General features: G+C 71.9%; 6 protein-coding genes. 1 reads left to right on the forward strand and 5 read right to left on the reverse strand.

The annotated features are described in order from the left end of the window. The first annotated feature begins 663 nt into the window (after positions 1 to 663). Positions 664 to 2,316, forward strand: coding sequence for a GMC oxidoreductase (locus OHS70_RS07725; protein WP_328395026.1), 1,653 nt, complete (start codon positions 664 to 666; stop codon positions 2,314 to 2,316). 644 nt (positions 2,317 to 2,960) lie between these two features. On the opposite strand, the gene OHS70_RS07730 is transcribed toward OHS70_RS07725, so the two are convergent. The 5 genes from OHS70_RS07730 to OHS70_RS07750 form a co-directional block, all read right to left on the reverse strand. Then, entirely contained in the window at positions 2,961 to 3,155 is a 195-nt protein-coding gene (locus OHS70_RS07730) for a ferredoxin (RefSeq protein WP_328395028.1), read from the reverse strand. A 53-nt stretch (positions 3,156 to 3,208) separates the two neighbouring features. Next, positions 3,209 to 4,429 (reverse strand): cytochrome P450, encoded by a 1,221-nt coding sequence (locus OHS70_RS07735; RefSeq protein WP_328395030.1) that lies wholly within the window; start codon positions 4,427 to 4,429, stop codon positions 3,209 to 3,211. Positions 4,430 to 4,762: 333 nt separating this feature from the next. Beyond that, positions 4,763 to 5,962 (reverse strand): cytochrome P450, encoded by a 1,200-nt coding sequence (locus tag OHS70_RS07740; protein WP_328395032.1) that lies wholly within the window; start codon positions 5,960 to 5,962, stop codon positions 4,763 to 4,765. An 84-nt stretch (positions 5,963 to 6,046) separates the two neighbouring features. Continuing rightward, positions 6,047 to 7,303, reverse strand: a complete 1,257-nt coding sequence (gene ccrA, locus OHS70_RS07745) for a crotonyl-CoA carboxylase/reductase (RefSeq protein ID WP_328395034.1) — start codon at positions 7,301 to 7,303, stop codon at positions 6,047 to 6,049. Between the two features lie 58 nt (positions 7,304 to 7,361). Further along, positions 7,362 to 17,444 carry a type I polyketide synthase gene (locus OHS70_RS07750; RefSeq protein WP_443062577.1) on the reverse strand — a complete coding sequence of 3,361 codons (10,083 nt, stop codon included), beginning with the start codon at positions 17,442 to 17,444 and terminating at the stop codon, positions 7,362 to 7,364. Positions 17,445 to 17,463: the final 19 nt, after the last annotated feature.

A 17,463-nucleotide genomic window follows, 5' to 3' on the forward strand; every position in this document is an offset into this window, starting at 1 on the left:
CGAGAACGCTGCCAGGGTCGGCTGCCCGGCCTCGGGGGGCCTGGGCAAACAGGGCCTCGTCATCTTCCAAGGCGCCCGGGTGAGTGCGCCCCTCAACCGCGCCACGGCCGCATCTCCCCGGTACGGCACGACGACACGGGTCTGTTCGAGGGTCCGCCCGCGCCGCTGGAGGTGGTGCACTACCGCTCCCTGGCCATAGCGGACCTGCCTCCGGAACTGGAGGCCACGGCCTGGGCGCTCGGCGGGTCGTCGTGGCCCTGCGCCACCGCGCACTGCTGCTGCGGGGTGTGCAGTTTCACCTGGAATCCCTCAGCACCGAAGTGCCGCCGCCTGATGGCCAACTTCGGCTCAGTGAACGAGGAGTACCACGGCTGCGCAGGGCGCACCATATGCCCCACCCCTTCCCGCCCCACTGCCCCGGCCGGGGTACGACCGTCAGAGACCGGCACGGGCGAGCCGGGGACCGCCGCTCCGGATGGGGCATCGCATTTCAGCCGGTCAACGGCCTCTGTGTCTCTGGCATTTCCCCCAGTCTTTATTGAACAGGATGGTGGAACCCGGCGGCTCGGGCTGGTCGATAAGGCCCGCGATCCCTGCCGGAACGGCCCCGCGGAACAGCCCCGCGGGGGAGGATCCTGTCGGCGAAGGTCGGGTACTACCAGCGTGTTCGAGAACCAGCAACTGTCACGGCGCCGCCTGCTAGGACTGGCCGCCCTCAGCGGCGCCGCCGTCGCCGGAATGACCACGATTTCCGCCGCCCCACGTGTAGCGGCCGCCGATAAGAGGAATCCACAGGGCGGCAGCGGCTCGTTCGTACCGGCCGTGGTGATCGGTACGGGATACGGCGCCGCGGTATCCGCACTGCGGCTCGGCGAGGCCGGAATTCCGACGCTCATGCTCGAAATGGGCCAGCTGTGGAACAAGCCCGCCGACGACGGCAACGTCTTCTGCGGAATGCTCAAGCCCGACCGGCGTTCCAGCTGGTTCAAGTCGCGCACCGAGGCCCCGCTGGGCTCGTTCCTGTGGCTGGATGTGATCAACCGGGACATCGACCCGTACGCGGGAGTGCTGGACAGGGTGCACTTCGACCAGATGTCGGTGTATGTGGGGCGGGGCGTGGGCGGCGGTTCGCTGGTCAACGGCGGTATGGCCGTCGTGCCGAAGCGCTCGTACTTCCAGGAGGTCCTCCCGCGGGTGGACGCCGCCGAGATGTACGACCGGTACTTCCCGCGTGCCAACTCCATGCTCAAGGTGAACCACATCGACAAGGGCTGGTTCGAGGAAACGGAGTGGTACAAGTTCGCGCGGGTCTCGCGCGAACAAGCGGGCAAGGCGGGCCTGAGCACCACCTTCGTGCCCAACGTCTACGACTTCGGCCACATGCGGCGCGAGGCGGCCGGTGAGGTGCCCAAGTCCGCGCTGGCGGGCGAGGTCATCTACGGCAACAACCACGGCAAACAGAGCCTGGACAAGACCTACTTGGCCGCGGCGCTCGGCACCGGCAAGGTCACCATCGAGACCCTGCATCAGGTCAAGGCGATCCATCAACAGCCGGACGGCAGCTATGTGCTGTCCGTGGACCAGATCGACGCCGACGGCACGGCCGTCGTCCACAAGGAGATCGCCTGCCGCCATCTGTTCCTCGGCGCCGGCAGCCTCGGCTCCACCGAGCTGCTCGTGCGCGCCCGGGACACCGGCGCGCTGCCCGACCTAAACGCCGAAGTCGGCGCGGGCTGGGGCCCCAACGGCAACATCATGACCGGCCGGGCCAACCATGTCTGGAGCCCCACAGGAGCCCACCAGTCGTCGATCCCCGCCCTGGGCATCGACGACTGGGACAACCCCGCCGCCCCGGTCTTCGCGGAGATCGCGCCGATGCCGGCCGGTCTGGAGACCTGGATCAGCCTCTATCTGGCGATCACCAAGAACCCCGAGCGCGGCACCTTCGTCTACGACAAGGCCACCGACCGGGCCGTGCTGCGCTGGACCCGGGACCAGAACACGCCCGCGGTCGACGCCGCGAAGTCGCTCTTCGACCGGATCAACGAGGCCAACACGACGACGTACCGCTACGACTTGTTCGGGCCGCATCTGAAGAACTTCTCCGACGACTTCAGCTACCACCCGCTCGGCGGCTGCGTCCTGGGCAAGGCCACCGACGTGTACGGCCGGGTCGCGGGCTACCGCAACCTCTACGTCACGGACGGCGCGCTCATACCGGGGTCCATCGGAGTCAACCCCTTTGTGACGATCACGGCGCTGGCCGAGCGGAACATCGAGCGAATCATCGCGGAGGACGTCAAGGCAGCGTCCTAGCCTCCGCGTTTCACCTGCGGCGGCGTCCGGATCCTGAGCGGAAACGCGAAAGTGCCTTCAACGTCGTCCTCTCGCCCAGTCCCAGCCCCCCGCACCGCCCGGCCGACTTCGGGTTCTGCTTCGAGAACGCTGCCAGGGTCGACTACCCGCTGGAGGCCACGGCCTGGGCCCCCCGCGGGTCGTCGTGCCCGTGCGCCACCGCGCGCTGCCGCCGTGGGGTGTGCAGTTCCGCCTGGAATCCATCAGCACCGCAGGGCCGCGGTCTGACGGCCAACCTCCGCTCAGTGAACGAGGAGTACCACCGCCGCACAAAGCGCACCGTATGCCCCACTCCTTCCCGCCCTGCTGCCCCGGCCGCGGCACGACCGTCAGAGACCGGCACGGACGACTCGGGCCACGTCCGCGGCCGCGGGTGCTCACCGAGAGGTGAGCACCCGCAGGGACGCGGAGGGTCGGCTTCGACCGGTCTTCCGCACCGGCGAACACCCTGCTGACTCGACAGCAGCCGGACGGGCAATGGACTCAGCCAACTGTCCGTGGTGGGCAACGTCTTCAGCCCTTGGTGCACGTCAGCGTGCGTTCCCCGACCGAGCGGCTTGTCGTGAGTCATGGGACGGGCTGGATCAATTCTCGGCAGACGCGGTTCAGTCGTCGGATACCGTGACTGCCTGGACCGGACAGGCCCCCGGGACGTAGCGTACGTTCGGGTCGCCTGTCCCGTCCTCGTGCCCGGGGAGCAGGGTGACCAGCCCGTCGTCGTCCTGGGTGAAGGCGCCGGGCGCGGTGAGTACGCACTGGCCGGCGCCGATGCACCGATCGCGGTCGATGATGATGCGCATGGCGCGCTCCTTCTCCGTTCCTGCCGTCGCTTCCGTTCTCTCCGTCCGGGTCCTCACCAGGTGACGGTGACGGGGAGCTCGATCGGGCCCTGGGCGTCGTGACCCGCCTTGATGGGCACCTCGTCGAGGGGGACGGCCAGCCGCAGGTCCGGAATGCGGGCGAAGAGCGTGCCGAGGGCGATCTCGATCTCGGCGCGGGCGAGGTTCTGCCCGAGGCACTGGTGGATGCCGTGGCCGAAGCCGACGTGGTGCTTGGCGTTCCGCCGGATGTCGAAGGTGTCGGGGTCCTCGTACGCCTTGGCGTCACGGTTCATCAGCGAAATGGAGACGACCACCGCGTCCCCGGCCTTGAGGGTCTCGCCGCCGACCTCGATGCCCTCCTCGACCATCCGGACCATGAAGTCCGAGACGGAGGTGAAGCGCAGCAGCTCCTCGACCGCTCCGGTGATCGCCCCGGGATCGCGCCGCAGCGCGTCGAGCTGCTCGGGGTGCTGCAGGAGCGTGAGGGCGCCGAGGGCGATCGCGTTGACGCTGGTCTCGTGGCCGGCCACCAGCAGGACCAGCGCGATCATGACCACCTCGTCGTGGTCCAGCGCGCCCTCCTCCAGCTGGCGCGCGATCAGCTCGTCCAGCAGGCCGTCACCGGGGTCGGCCTGCTTCTTAGCCACCAGCTCGTGCAGGTAGCCGTACAGCGCGGCGAAGGCCGCGTCGGCCTCCTCCGACGTCGCGGCGCCCACGAAGTCGCGGGAGCGCTCCTCGAAGAAGTCGTGGTCGCCGTACGGGACGCCGAGCAGCTCGCAGATCGCCATCGAGGGCACAGGCAGGGCGAAGGCCGACACCAGGTCCGCGACCGGCCCCTTGGCCAGCATGTCGTCCAGGAGCCGGTCCACGAGGTCCTGGATCATCGGGCGGATGGCGTTCATGCGCTTGACGCCGAAGCTGGGGATCAGCATGCGCCGCTGCCGGGCGTGCAGCGGGTCGTCGACGCCGATCAGGGGGAACGCGAGCCCGCCGCGGTCCTCGGTGCGCTGGACGACGACGGGGAAGGCCGGGTGGCCCCAGTCGGAGGACAGCCGGGGGTCGGCGAGCAGCGCCCGTCCCTCGGCGTGCCCGGTCACCAGCCACGCCTCCCGGCCGTCGACGAGCGTGACCCGGCTCAGCGGGCTCTCGCCCCGCCAATCCGCGTAGGCCTGCGGCGGCTGGTACGGGCAGGTCCGGTCCACGGGGAAGGACGGGGCCGGCGATCCGGTGGGGCGGATTTCGGTCTCGGTCATGTCATGCCTTTCAAACGATCGGCAGTGCCGTCGTCCGTCGATACGGGAATGGATACGGGAACGGCCGTGGAAATGGCTGCGGAATGGTCGCGGGAAAAGGAATTCGGTCCGTCAGCAGGGTGTGCAGAATCCGGTCCGTCGGCAGGGCTGTGCGCAGTCCGGTCAGCGCCCGCTCGGCCATGTCCGGAGGCTCTGCGCCCTGCGGTAGGGCAACCCCTAGAGTTCAGGGCTGCCCCGGCCGTCTCCGGCGCGACGCGGCGCGCTGGAGCGCGGTGAGCAGCGCCCGCGGTTCGCGGGCGCTGCTCACCTGTGGGGTGGGCCGTGGCGCGGAGGTCACCAGGTGACGGGCAGCTCGTGCGCGCCGTAGAAGACCATGTCGGTGCGGAAGCGGAGCTCCTCGACGGGCTTGGCCAGGCGCAGGGTCGGGAAGCGCCGGAACAGGGTCTCGAAGACGATCTGCAACTCGATCCGGGCGAGCTGCTGGCCTATGCACTGGTGGGCGCCGAAGCCGAAGGCCACGTGCGGGGCGGGGCGGCGGGTGATGTCGAAGCGCTCCGGCTCCTCCACGAAGGAGGGGTCGAAGTCAGCGGCCAGGACGTGCGCGACGACCTGCTCGCCCTTGGCGATGCGCACGCCGCCGATCTCCACGTCCTGGGTGGCGACGCGCTCGGCGCCGAACTGGCCGATGGTGAGGTAGCGCAGCAGCTCCTCGACGGCGTTGCCGATCAGTGACGGGTCCTTGCGGAGCAGGGCCAGCTGGTGGGGGCGGTCGAGCAACAGCGCCGTACCGAGGCCGATCATGCAGGCGGTGGTGTCGTGGGCTGCGATCAGCAGGGTACCGGCCGCGTTCATGAGGAACATGTCGTCGATGACGCCGTCGGGGTCCTCGGTGGTGATCAGCGCCGAGATCAGGTCGTCGCCGGGGTTGGCCCGGCGCTCCTGGACGAGCTGGTAGAGCAGTCCGCCGAGGCGCAGGCCGGCGGCCTCCGTGGCGGCGGCGTCCTGGTCGACCCGCATCATCGCCTCGGCGATCTCCTGGAACTCCGCCCGCCGTTCGGCCGGGACGCCGAACAGGTCGGAGATCACCATGGACGGCACCTGGTTGGCGAAGGTTTTCACCAGGTCGACCGGGCCGCCCTGGGCATCGATGGCGTCGAGGTGTTCGTCGACGATGCGCTGGATGTTCGGCCGGAGCGCCTGCATACGCCGGACGGTGAACTCTTTGGCGAGCAGCTTGCGGTCGTCGGTGTGCTCCGGGGCGTCCTGCCACAGCAGGCTGCCGCGGCCGGGCTTCTGGGTGACGACGCCGTCCTGGGTGTGCAGCGCGTGAGGCACCTTGACGCTGAACGACGGGTCACGCAGCAGGGCGCGCACCTGCTCGTAGCCGGTCACCAGCCAGGCCTCGTGGCCGCTGGTGAAGGTGGCCCGGGTCACCGGGGAGGCCTCCCGGATGCCAGCGATGCCGTCCGGCGGCAGGAACGGGCAGCTGCGGGCCTTGGGGACGGCGGGCACGCCGGCGGTGGGCTGGGACATGACTCTCCTTGCGCTTGCTGGTGGGAGGAGGGACGGTTCGTGCGGTGCGGGCTCGTACGGTGAGGTTCGTACGGCGGGGGCGGTTCAGGCGGCGGGGAGTTCGAGCGTCGTCTCGCCGCGCCGGGACGCGTTCACGAGGACGGCCATGTTCCCGGAGGGGCGCACGTTGTCGTGCATCATCTGGTGCATGCGCCCGATGTCCTCGAAGCCTTCGCAGGCGGACAGGCAGGGGTCGAGCATGCCCGCGCCGACGAGGTTGATGACCTCGCGGCACTGGCGCGTGTCGGCGTAGTGCGAGCCCTGGAGGCGCTTGGAGCGCATCCACAGGTGGCGCAGGTCGACGTCGCCGTTGTAGCCGGAGGTGCCGCCGCAGATCACCACCATGCCGGCGTTGTCGCACAGGTACATCGAGGTCGGCAGGGTGTCCTGGCCGCTGTGCTCCAGCACGATCCGCGGGGACTTGCGCTCGCCGAGGATCTCCCAGATCTTCTTGCCCACCCCGCGGGCACCGCGCAGGAACCGCGCCGACGCCTCGGCGTCCCCGGTGTCGGGCAGCCGGCCCCAGTGGTCGAAGTCGCGGCGGTTGACGGTGCCCGCCGCGCCGAGGCGGCGGCAGTACGCGGCGCGGTCCTCGTCGGAGACCACGGCGATCGGGATGCCGCCGGCCAGTTTGACGAGCTGGATGGCCATCGAGCCGAGGCCGCCCGCGCCGCCCCAGATGAAGACGGGGTCGCCGGGGCGGACGGTGTTGCCCTGCCAGCCGAACAGCTGCCGGTAGGCAGTGGGTCCGGTGAGCAGGAAGGCCGCCGACTCCTCCCACGACAGGTGGGCGGGCTTGGGGTGGCACTGGTACTCGTCGACGCGGCAGAACTGGGCGAAGGAACCATAGTTGGTCTCGTAGCCCCAGGCCTTGATGCTCTCGGAGACCAGCGGGTCCGTGCCCATCCGGATGTCCTCGGCGGTCTCGTCCCACTGGCCGCTGGTGAGCAGCACGTGGTCGCCCACCTTGACGTTGCGGACGCCTTCGCCGACGGCCCACACCACGCCGGAGGCCTCCGAGCCGCCGATGTGGAAGTCCTCGGTCTGGCCCTGGCGCTGCCGCATGCCGATGACGTCGACGGGCTTGCCCAGCGAGGACCACACGTTGTTGTAGTTGATGCCGGCGGCCATCACGTAGACCAGCACCTGGCCCCGGCCCATGGCGGGGGTGTCGACGACCTCGGTCCGGAACGCCTGCTTCGGCGGACCCAAACGGTTCTGACGGATCACCGAGGCGTACATCTGCCGCGGGACCTCACCGAGCGGCGGCGTCTCGCCGACCTCGTAGAGCGGCTTCGTCATGTCTCTCTCCCACCTCTGCTCTGTCTGGTCCGGAGTGCTCGCGGTGGTCGCGGGCCGGTCAAGCGGTCGTTTCGTCGAGAGGGGCGGCGGGGCCGGACGGATCCGTGACAATGTCCGCCAGCCAGGACCCCACCGCCGCCGCAGTGGTGCCGGCGTGGTCCTCCATCATCGAGTAGTGGTTTCCGGCCACTTCGACGATCGTGTCCACGTGCTCGGGCGGTGCCGCGCGTCCATCGCCGTCCGCGGCGCCGACCAGCATGGGCTCGCTCGCCCGTACGAGCAGGGTCGGCGCGGCGATCTCCGGCGCGGCCCAGTCGTCGAACAGGTGCATGTAGCGGCCCATCGCGGTGAGCTGTTCGCCGCCGGACCTCATGAAGTCCAGGCGCTGCGACTGCGCTTGGGCCATGGCGTTGAGCACCTGGTGGTCGAAGGGGATCTCGCGGCTGAAGCTGTCGACCATCACCACGGCCGCAGGCTTCTCGCCCATGGCCTCCAGGCGCGCCGCCACGCCGTGGGCGATCCAGCCGCCAGAGGAGTAGCCGAGCAGGACGACGGGCTTGCCGCCCGCGCGTTCCCGTACCGTCTGCGCGTGCAGGCGCAGCACGGCCTCCACATCGGACGGGACCGGCTCGCCCTTCTCGTAGCCCGGGTGGGTCAGCGCCCACATGTCCAGCCGGTCGCGGAAGGGTGCGGCGAACCGCGCGTACTGGTGCGCCCCGGCCGGTACGACGTACGGCGAGAAACACATCAGCGCGAGGTGCCGGTCGCCCTGCGAGAACCGCACCGGAGCGGGCCGTTCGGCCAGTTCCTCGGGCCGCTCGAAGGAGGGCCGGAAGCGGGCCGCCTCCATCAGCATCCCCATGGCCTCGGCGGCCGTCCCGTTCTCGCTCGCATGCTGGTAGAGCTGGACCAGCATGTCGGCCGGCCGTTCCTCCGCGGCTCCGCGGCCCGCGCCTGAGAGCTGCGTCAGCAGGTGCTTGGCGAGCCTGGCGGGCGTGGGGTGGTCGAAGGCCAGTCCGGCGGGCAACTTGAGACCGGTCGCCGCCGACAGGCGCCGGCGCAAGTCGATCGCGGTGAGCGAGTCGAAGCCCAGCTCCAGGAACTGCGCGGTGGGCGGCACGTCCTCGGCCGACACGTGGCCGAGCACCACGGCGCTCTGGGAGCGGATGTGCTCGAGCAGGCGCTCCTCCTGCTCTGCCGGGGCGAGTCCGGCGAGTTCGGTAGCCAATCCCGCTTCGGCGCCGGTCTCCTCGTCGGCGGCCTGCTCGGCCTCCAGGAGCCGCTGTACGTCCGGCAGATCGGCCAGCAACGGGCTGGGCCGTCCCACGGTGAAGGCGGGCAGGAACCGCTCCCAGTCGATCGGGGCGACGGTCAGGGCCGCCTCGTCGTGCTCGACGGCCTGGTGCAGTGCGGAGATGGCCAGCTCGGGGGCCATGAAGCCCAGGCCCCGCTTCTCGCCGCGCTCCTGGACCGCCTCGTCGACCATGCCGCCGCCGGCCCAGCCGCCCCAGGCGACCGAGGTCGCGGTCAGGCCGCGGGCCCGCCGCCGCAGTGCCAGGGCGTCGAGGAAGGCGTTGGCACAGGCGTAGGAGGCCTGCCCGCCGCTGCCCCAGACGCCGGCGCCGGAGGCGAAGAAGACGAACGCGTCCAGCTCACGGCCGTCGAGCAGCTCGTCCAGGTGGACGGCACCGGTGACCTTGGAGGCTGCGGCTTCGGCGAACTCGTCGAGGCCGGCGTCGGCCAGCATGGACGACCGTGCCGTGCCGGCGGCGTGCAGCACCGCGGTGAGCGGGTGCCTGGTCTCGATACCGGCGAGCAGCCGCGCGACCGCGTCGCGGTCGGCGATGTCGCAGGCGGCAATGGTGACTTCGGTGCCCAGTGCGGTCAGCTCCGCGTGCAGTTCCTGCGCGCCGGGGGCGTTGGGCCCGCTTCTGCTGGTCAGCACCAGGTGCTGCGCGCCCGCGCCGGCCAGCCAGCGGGCGAGGTGCCGTCCCACGCCGCCGGTTCCGCCGGTGACCAGGACGGTGCCGCGAGGCTGCCACGGCATGGCGGGCTCCGCATCGGCGGCCCGCGCACGGACCAGGCGCCGACCGAAGACGCCGTCGGTGCGTACGGCGAGCTGGTCCTCGTCGTGCTGGGCCAGCACTCCGGCCAGGCGGCGCAGTGCGTGCTCGTCCAGCGCCTCGGGCAGGTCGACCAGACCGCCCCAACGCCGGGGCTGTTCCAGCGCGGCCACGATGCCCAGGCCCCACAGCTGTGCCTGGTCGGCGTCGCGCAGCGGGTCGGTGGCTCCGGTGGACACGGCGCCTCGGGTCGCGCACCACAGCGGTGCCTGGACGTCCAGGTCGCCCAGCGCCTGCATCAGGGTCACGGTCGCGGCGAGGCTCGCGGACAGCGTCGGGTGGGCCGGGTGGCGGCCGGGTGCGAGGCCCAGCATCGAGAGGACTCCGGCGGGCTGTTCGGCGCCGAGTTCCTCGGCAAGTCGGTTCGCTGCGTCCGCGCGGTCACAGTCGACGGGGAGTTCGACGACCCGCACCTTGGCGCCGTGGGCGCCGAGCACCCCGACGACGCACGGCGCCCACTCCTCGTCCGCCAGGCCGGCGGGGAGGACGGCGAGCCACAGGCCGCCCAGGTCCGGTGCGGGGTGGTCGGTCAGCTGCCGGAAGGAGACGCGGTAGCGCCAGCTGTCCACCATGGACTTCTCGCGGCTTCGCCGGCGCCAGGCGGACAGCACCGGCAGCGCCGGGCCGATGAGGGCGTCGTCCGCCCCGAGCTCACCGGCGAGCCCGGGCAGGTCCGTGTTCTCCACCATCTCCCAGAACCGGGCCTCGACCGGATCGGCGCCCACGGGCACCGGGGCGAGGCCCTCCAGCCAGTAGCTCTGCCGCTGGAACGCGTACGTCGGCAGGTCCACGCGCCGTTCGGGATGCCCGGCGAAAGGGACCGTCCAGTCCACGTGCACGCCGTTCACGTGCAGTTCGGACACGGAGCGCAGGAAGCGGTCCATGCCGCCCTTGTCCCTGCGCAACGAGGCACCGGTTACGGCGTCGGCACCGGCCTCCTCTGCGATCTCCTGCACGGCGCCGGTCAGCAGCGGGTGCGGGCTGCACTCGACGAACACCCCGTGCCCGTCCTCCAGCAGCGTCCGCACGGTCTGCTCGAACTCCACCGTGCGGCGGGCGTTGCGGTACCAGTACTCGGCGTCCAGGGCAGTGGTGTCCAGCACCGTACCGGTCACCGTGGAGTAGAAGGGGATCTCCGCCGCGCGCGGCGCGACCGGGGCCAGCAACTCCAGCAGCTCCATGCGCAGGCTCTCGACCTGGGCGGAATGCCCGGCGCCGGTGGCGCCGCGGACCTTGCGCACGCGTACGCCTTCACCTTCGAGCTCCGCCAGCAGCTCGTCGACAGCACCGGGCGCTCCGGAGACGGTCAGGGCGGCGGGCCCGTTGACGGCGGCGACCGACAACCGGTCCCCGTACTTCTCCAGCCTCGCGCGGGCCCGGTCAGCGGGCATCGCGACCGCCAGCATCGCGCCCTTGCCCATCAGCTTGGTCAGCGCGCGGCTGCGCAGGGCTACGATCCGGGCCGCGTCGTCCAGCGTCAGCGCCCCCGCGACGTACGCGGCGGCGATCTCGCCCTGCGAGTGGCCGACGACGGCGGCAGGCGTCACACCGTAGGAGTGCCACAGGGCGGCCAGCGACACCATCACCGTGAACAGCGCAGGCTGGGCGACCTCCACCTCGGCCATGCCCGGCGCGCCCGGCTCGGCGCGCAGGACGTCGAGCAGCGGCCAGTCGATGTAGGGGGCGAACGCCTCGGCGCAGGCCTTCGCCTGCTCGGCGAAGACCGGGGAGATGTCCAACAGTTCCCTGGCCATCTCCGTCCACTGCGAGCCATGGCCGGGGAAGACGAGGACGACCTTGCCGGAGGCTGTTGTGGTGCCCTGGACCACGGTGTCCGCGGGTTCGCCGTCGGCGAGCGCCGCGAGCCCGGCCCGCAGCTCGTGCCGGTCGCGGCCGACAATCACGGCCCGCTGCTCCAGCTGCGTCCGCGTGGTGACGAGGGCGCGGCCGACGTCGGGCAGGGAGAGCCCTTCGGTGCGGTCGAGGTGGTTCAGCAGCCGACGCGCCTGCTCGCGCAGGGAGCGCACGGACTTGGCGGACAGCGCCCACGGGAACACGTCCACGGCCTGGGCGGCGGGGGTACCGTCCGGGGTTTCGGGGGCCTGCTCGTCCTCGGCGGCGGGCCCGGTCTCCGGGGCCTGCTCGATGATGGTGTGCACGTTGGTGCCGCTCATCCCGAACGAGGAGACGGCTGCGCGGCGGGGGCTGCCCTGGCCGGGCCAGGCGGTCTGCTCGGTCAGCAGGCGTACGTTCCCGCTGGACCAGTCGACGTCCGGGGTCGGCTCGTCGACGTGCAGCGTCTGCGGCAGGACGCCGTTGCGGATGGCCATCACCATCTTGATGACGCCGCCGACGCCCGCGGCCGCCTGGGAGTGGCCGATGTTGGACTTCAGCGAGCCGAGCCACAGCGGCCGGTCCTGCGAGCGCTCCTTGCCGTACGTGGCCAGCAGTGCCTGTGCCTCGATGGGGTCACCGAGCCTGGTGCCGGTGCCGTGGGCCTCCACGGCGTCCACCTGGCCCGGGGCGAGCCGGGCGTTGGCCAGTGCCTGCCGGATCACCTGCTGCTGGGCCTTGCCGCTGGGAGCGGTCAGGCCGTTGGAGGCGCCGTCCTGGTTGACCGCGCTGCCCCGCACGACGGCCAGGACCTCGTGCCCGTTACGGCGCGCGTCGGACAGGCGCTCGACCAGGACCAGGCCCACGCCCTCGGCGAAGCCGGTGCCGTCAGCGGACGAGGAGAACGCCTTGCAGCGGCCGTCGGCGGACAGCGCGCGCTGCCTGCTCGACATCGTGAACGCGGACGGGCCGGCCATCACCATCACGCCGCCGGCCAGCGCCATCGAGCACTCGCCGTTGCGCAGCGCCTGCACGGCCAGGTGGAGGGCAGTCAGCGAGGACGAGCACGCGGTGTCCACGGTGACCGACGGCCCCTGCAGGCCGAAGGCGTAGGAGAGGCGGCCGGCGATCACGCTGGCCGAGTTGCCGCTGGAGAGGTAGCCCTCGACGCCGTCGGGCACCTTGAGCGGGCGGGCGGCGTAGTCCTGGTAGCCGGAGCCGATGAACACGCCGGTGCCGGTGGAGCGCACCGTGTGGGGGGCGATCCCAGCGCGTTCGAAGGCCTCCCACGTGGTCTCCAGCAGCAGGCGCTGCTGCGGGTCCATGGCGATGGCCTCGCGCGGGCTGATCCCGAAGACGGCGGGGTCGAACTCGTCCGCGTCGTGCAGGAAACCGCCGTGGGTGGTGTACGTGGTGCCGGGGTGGTCGGGGTCCGGGTGGTAGAGCGCCTCGACGTCCCAGCCGCGGTTGCCGGGGAACCGGGAGATCGCGTCGCGGCCGGAGGCGACCAGCTCCCACAGGTCCTCGGGCGAGCGCACGCCGCCGGGGTAGCGGCAGGCCATCCCGACGATGGCGATCGGCTCGTCCAGCACTGCGGCGGCCGCCGAGGCCGTGGCCTCCGGGTCCTCCCCATCGGTGACTTCAGCAAGCAGGTGAGCGGCGAGGTCCGCGGCCGTGGGGTGGTCGAAGACCAGGGTCATCGGCAGGGCCAGACCGGTCACCTCGTTGATCCGGTTGCGGAGTTCCACCGCGGTCAGGGAGTCGAAGCCGAGGTCCCGGAAGGACCGGTCGGCCTCGATCGCGCCCGCTCCGCGGTGGCCGAGGACGGCGGCGGCGTGCGTGCGCACGAGGTCCACGAGGGCGCGTTCCCGGTCGTCGTGCGACAACCCGGCCAGACTCTCGGCGAGCGCCCTGGAACCGCGGCCCGCCTCGGGGGCGTCCTCCGCGAGTGTCGCGCGCACCTCGGGGAGGTCGCCGAGCAGCGGGCTGGGGCGGCCGAGGGTGAACGGCACGATGAAGCGCGACCAGTCCACGTCGGCCACGGTCAGCAGGGTCTCGTCGCGGTCGAGTGCACGCTGCAGGGCGGTGATCGCCGATGCGGGGGTCATCGCGCGGAGCCCGCGGCTGCGCAGCCGCTCCTCGTCGTCCCCGTCCTCGACCATGCCTCCGTCGGCCCACGGGCCCCAGGAGACGGCGGTCGCGGTGAGGCCGCGGTCGCGGCGCTGCCGCGCGAGCCCGTCCAGGAAGGCGTTGCCCGCCGCATAGGCGGCCTGGCCGCCGCTGCCCCAGACGCCGGAGATGGAGGAGAAGAGGACAAAGGCGTCGAGCTCCTGATCGCCCAGCAGCTCGTCCAGGTGTGCCGCGCCGCCGGCCTTCGCGGCGAGCGCGGCGGCGAAGGCGGCCGGGGTGCTGTCGTCCACCATGCCGGCGTCAGCGACTCCGGCGGTGTGCACGACGGCGGCGAAGGTGTGCTCGGCGAGCAGGGCCGCCACGGCGTCGCGGTCGGCCACGTCGCACGCGGCGACGGTCACGCGGGCGCCGAAGGTCTCCAGTTCGGCCCGCAGTGCGGCGGCGCCCGGGGCGTCCGCGCCCCGGCGGCTGGTGAGGACGAGGTGCTCGGCGCCGTTGCGTGCCAGCCAGCGGGCGACGTGGCCGCCCAGCGCACCCGTGCCGCCGGTGATCAGGACGGTGCCCCCGGGCTGCCAGCGGCCGGTGGCCGGGCGGGCCGGTGCGTGGGCGAGCCGCCGGGCGAAGACGCCGGAGGCGCGGACGGCGAGCTGGTCCTCCTCCCACCGGCCCGTCTGCGCCCTTCCCAGCACCCCGGCGAGACGTGCGGCGGCCTGGTCGTCGACGGTCTCCGGCAGGTCGATCAGGCCGCCCCAGCGCCGGGGCAGTTCCAGGGCGACGGTCCGGCCCAGGCCCCAGACCTGGGTGTGCCGTGCGTTGCGTAAGGAGTCGGAGCCGCTCACGGCCACCGCGCCCGAGGTGAGGCACCACAGCGGGGCGTCGACGCCCGCGTCGCCCAGGGCCTGGACGAGCAGCAGGGTAGGCAGCACGGGGTCGTCGCTGACGAGCAGGGACAGCACGCCGTCGACCGGCCCGAGCCCGGCCAGTTCCCCGGCCAGCCCGGCGCGGTCACTCTCCGCACCGACGACCAGGGTCTTCAGGTCGACGTCACGGGCAGTCAGCGCGGTGCGGACCGCGGCAATCTGCTCGTTCTCCTCCTCCGGCACGGCCAGCAGCCAGGTGCCGCCGATGCCGGCCGGAGCGATCCCGCCCAGGAGGGTCCACGACTCGCGGTAGCGCCAGTCGTCGACGGCGGACTGCTCCTTGCGCTGCCGCCGCCACGACGACAGCCTGGGCAGCACGTCGCTGAACGCGTCCTCGGCAGCGATGTCCAGGGTCTCGGCGAGGGCCTGCAGGTCCTCGCGCTCCACGGTCTCCCAGAACTCCGCGTCCACCGGATCCACCGCCGCGGGGGCAGCATGCTGCGTCTCCACCCAGTACCGCTCGTGCTGGAACGCGTACGTCGGCAGGTCGACCTTCCGCGCACCCGAGAAGAGGACGCTCCAGTCCACCGCGACACCGTGGGTGTGCAGCTGCGCGAGTGCCGTGACGAGCGCCTGCCGCTCGGGACGGTCCGCACGCAGCAGCGGCACCGTGACGGCACCGTCCACGCAGCCCTGCGCCATCCCGCTCAGGACGCCGCCGGGGCCGATCTCGACGAAGGTCGTCACGCCCAGGTCGTGCAGGGTCTGCACGCCGTCGGCGAAGCGGACTGCCTCGCGGACGTGCCGGACCCAGTACTCGGCCGTGTACGCCTCGACGAGCTCACCCGTGACGTTGGAGACGACGGGGAGCTGCGACTCCTCGAAGGTCAGACCGCGCACGACCTGCGCGAACTCCTCCAGCATGGGGTCCATGAGCGGGGAGTGGAACGCGTGGCTGACCTTCAGCCGGGACGTCTTGCGGCCCTGCTCGGCGATGGCCGCGGCAATCGCCAGGGCTGCCGTCTCGTCACCGGAGATCACCACCGACGAGGGGCCGTTGACCGCGGCGATGGCCACCCCGTCGGTGAGGTGCGGCAAGACCTCCTCTTCGGTGGCCTGCACGGCGACCATCACGCCGCCGGCCGGCAGCGCCTGCATCAGCCGGGCGCGGGCGGACACCAGCTTCGCCGCGTCGTCGAGCGACAGTGCGCCGGCCACGTGCGCGGCCGCGATCTCGCCCACGGAGTGGCCCACGACGAAGTCCGGTCGCACGCCCCAGGATTCGAGGAGCCGGAACAGCGCCACCTCGACGGCGAACAGCGCGGGCTGGGTGCACCCGGTCTGGTGAAGCGTTTCAGCATCGACGTCGACCGGCGCATCCAGACGCGCGCACACCTCGTCGTAGGCCTCGGCGAAGACGGGGAACGCCGCGTACAGCTCACGGCCCATGCCGATGCGCTGCGAGCCCTGGCCTGAGAAGAGGAAGCCGGTCTTGCCGCCGGCCGGGCGTCCCAGCAGCACACGGGACGAGGGGGTCCCTGCGGCCAGGTCCTTGAGCCCGAGAAGCAGTTCCTCGTGGCTCTCCCCCACGACCGCGGCCCTGTGGCGCAGCGCCGCCCGGGTCGTGGCCAGGGACAGCCCGACGTCCTCGGGCCGGGCCTCGCCCTGTGCGAAGGGCAGCAGCCGGGCCGCCTGGGCCTGCAGCGCCGCGTCACTCTTGGCGGAGAGCACCCAGGCCGGCGGGTCGGCGGCGGGAGGAGCCCCTGCAGACTCCTCGGCTGCGGTCTCCTCGTCGTGGGCCGGGGCCTGTTCGATGATGGTGTGGGCGTTGGTGCCGCTGACGCCGAAGGACGACACTGCGGCACGGCGCGGATGGTCCGTCTCCGGCCACTCCATGGCCTCGGTCAGCAGCCGGACCTCACCGGCCGACCAGTCCACGTGCGGTGTGGGCTCCTCGACGTGCAGGGTCTGCGGGATGACGCCGTGGCGCATCGCCATGACCATCTTGATGATGCCGCCGACGCCGGCGGCGGCCTGGGCGTGGCCGATGTTGGACTTCAGCGAGCCCAGCCACAGCGGCCGTCCCTCCGGCCGCTCCCGGCCGTACGTCGCCAACAGCGCCTGCGCCTCAATGGGGTCGCCGAGCCGCGTGCCCGTGCCGTGCGCCTCCACCACGTCGACCTGGGCGGGGGACAGGCCGGCCGATGCCAGGGCCTGGCGGATGACCCGCTGCTGCGCGGGGCCATTGGGCGCGGTCAGGCCGTTGGAGGCGCCGTCCTGGTTGATGGCGCTTCCACGGACGACGGCCAGCACCTGGTGCCCGTTGCGGCGGGCGTCGGAGAGCCGCTCCACCAGGAGCATGCCGACGCCTTCAGCCCAGCCGGTGCCGTCGGCCCCGGCGCCGAACGCCTTGCAGCGGCCGTCGGCGGCCAGGCCCCGCTGGCGGCTGAACTCCACGAAGGCCCGCGGGGTGGACATCACCATGACGCCGCCGGCCAGGGCCATGGAGCACTCGCCGTTGCGCAGGGCCTGGACCGCCCAGTGCAGGGCCACGAGCGACGACGAGCACGCCGTGTCGACGGTGACGGCCGGTCCTTCCAGGCCGAGGGTGTAGGCGATGCGGCCGGACATGATGCTCGCGGAGTTGCCCGTGCCGAAGAAGCCCTCGGAGTCGTCGATCGCGTTGAACGCCTGGGCGGCGTAGTCCTGGTAGCCGGAGCCGACGAAGACTCCGGTGCGGCTCCCCCGCACCGACTCCGCGTCGATGCCGGCCCGCTCGAACGTCTCCCAGGTGGTCTCCAGCAGCAGCCGCTGCTGCGGGTCCATCGCGACGGCCTCACGCGGGCTGATCCCGAAGAACCCGGGGTCGAACTCCCCCGCCTCGTAGAGGAATCCACCGCGGCGCGTGTACGTCTTCCCCGGCGCGTCCGGGTCCGGGTCGTAGATGCCCTCCACGTCCCAGCCGCGGTCCGCCGGGAACTCCCCGACCGCGTCACCACCGGAGACCACCAGCTGCCACAGGTCCTCGGGCGAGCGCACACCACCCGGGTAGCGGCATGCCATGCCGACGATCGCGATGGGTTCCTGGTCCTTCTCCTCGACCTCGCGAAGGCGCTCCCGGACCTGGCGAAGGTCCCCGGTGACACGCTTGAGATACTCGAGAAGCCTGTCTTCGTTGCTGCTCATCCGCCCCATCCGTCCTCAGCTGTCGTTA

Origin of the sequence: Streptomyces sp. NBC_00390, assembly GCF_036057275.1 — a bacterium.
Lineage (GTDB): Bacteria > Actinomycetota > Actinomycetes > Streptomycetales > Streptomycetaceae > Streptomyces.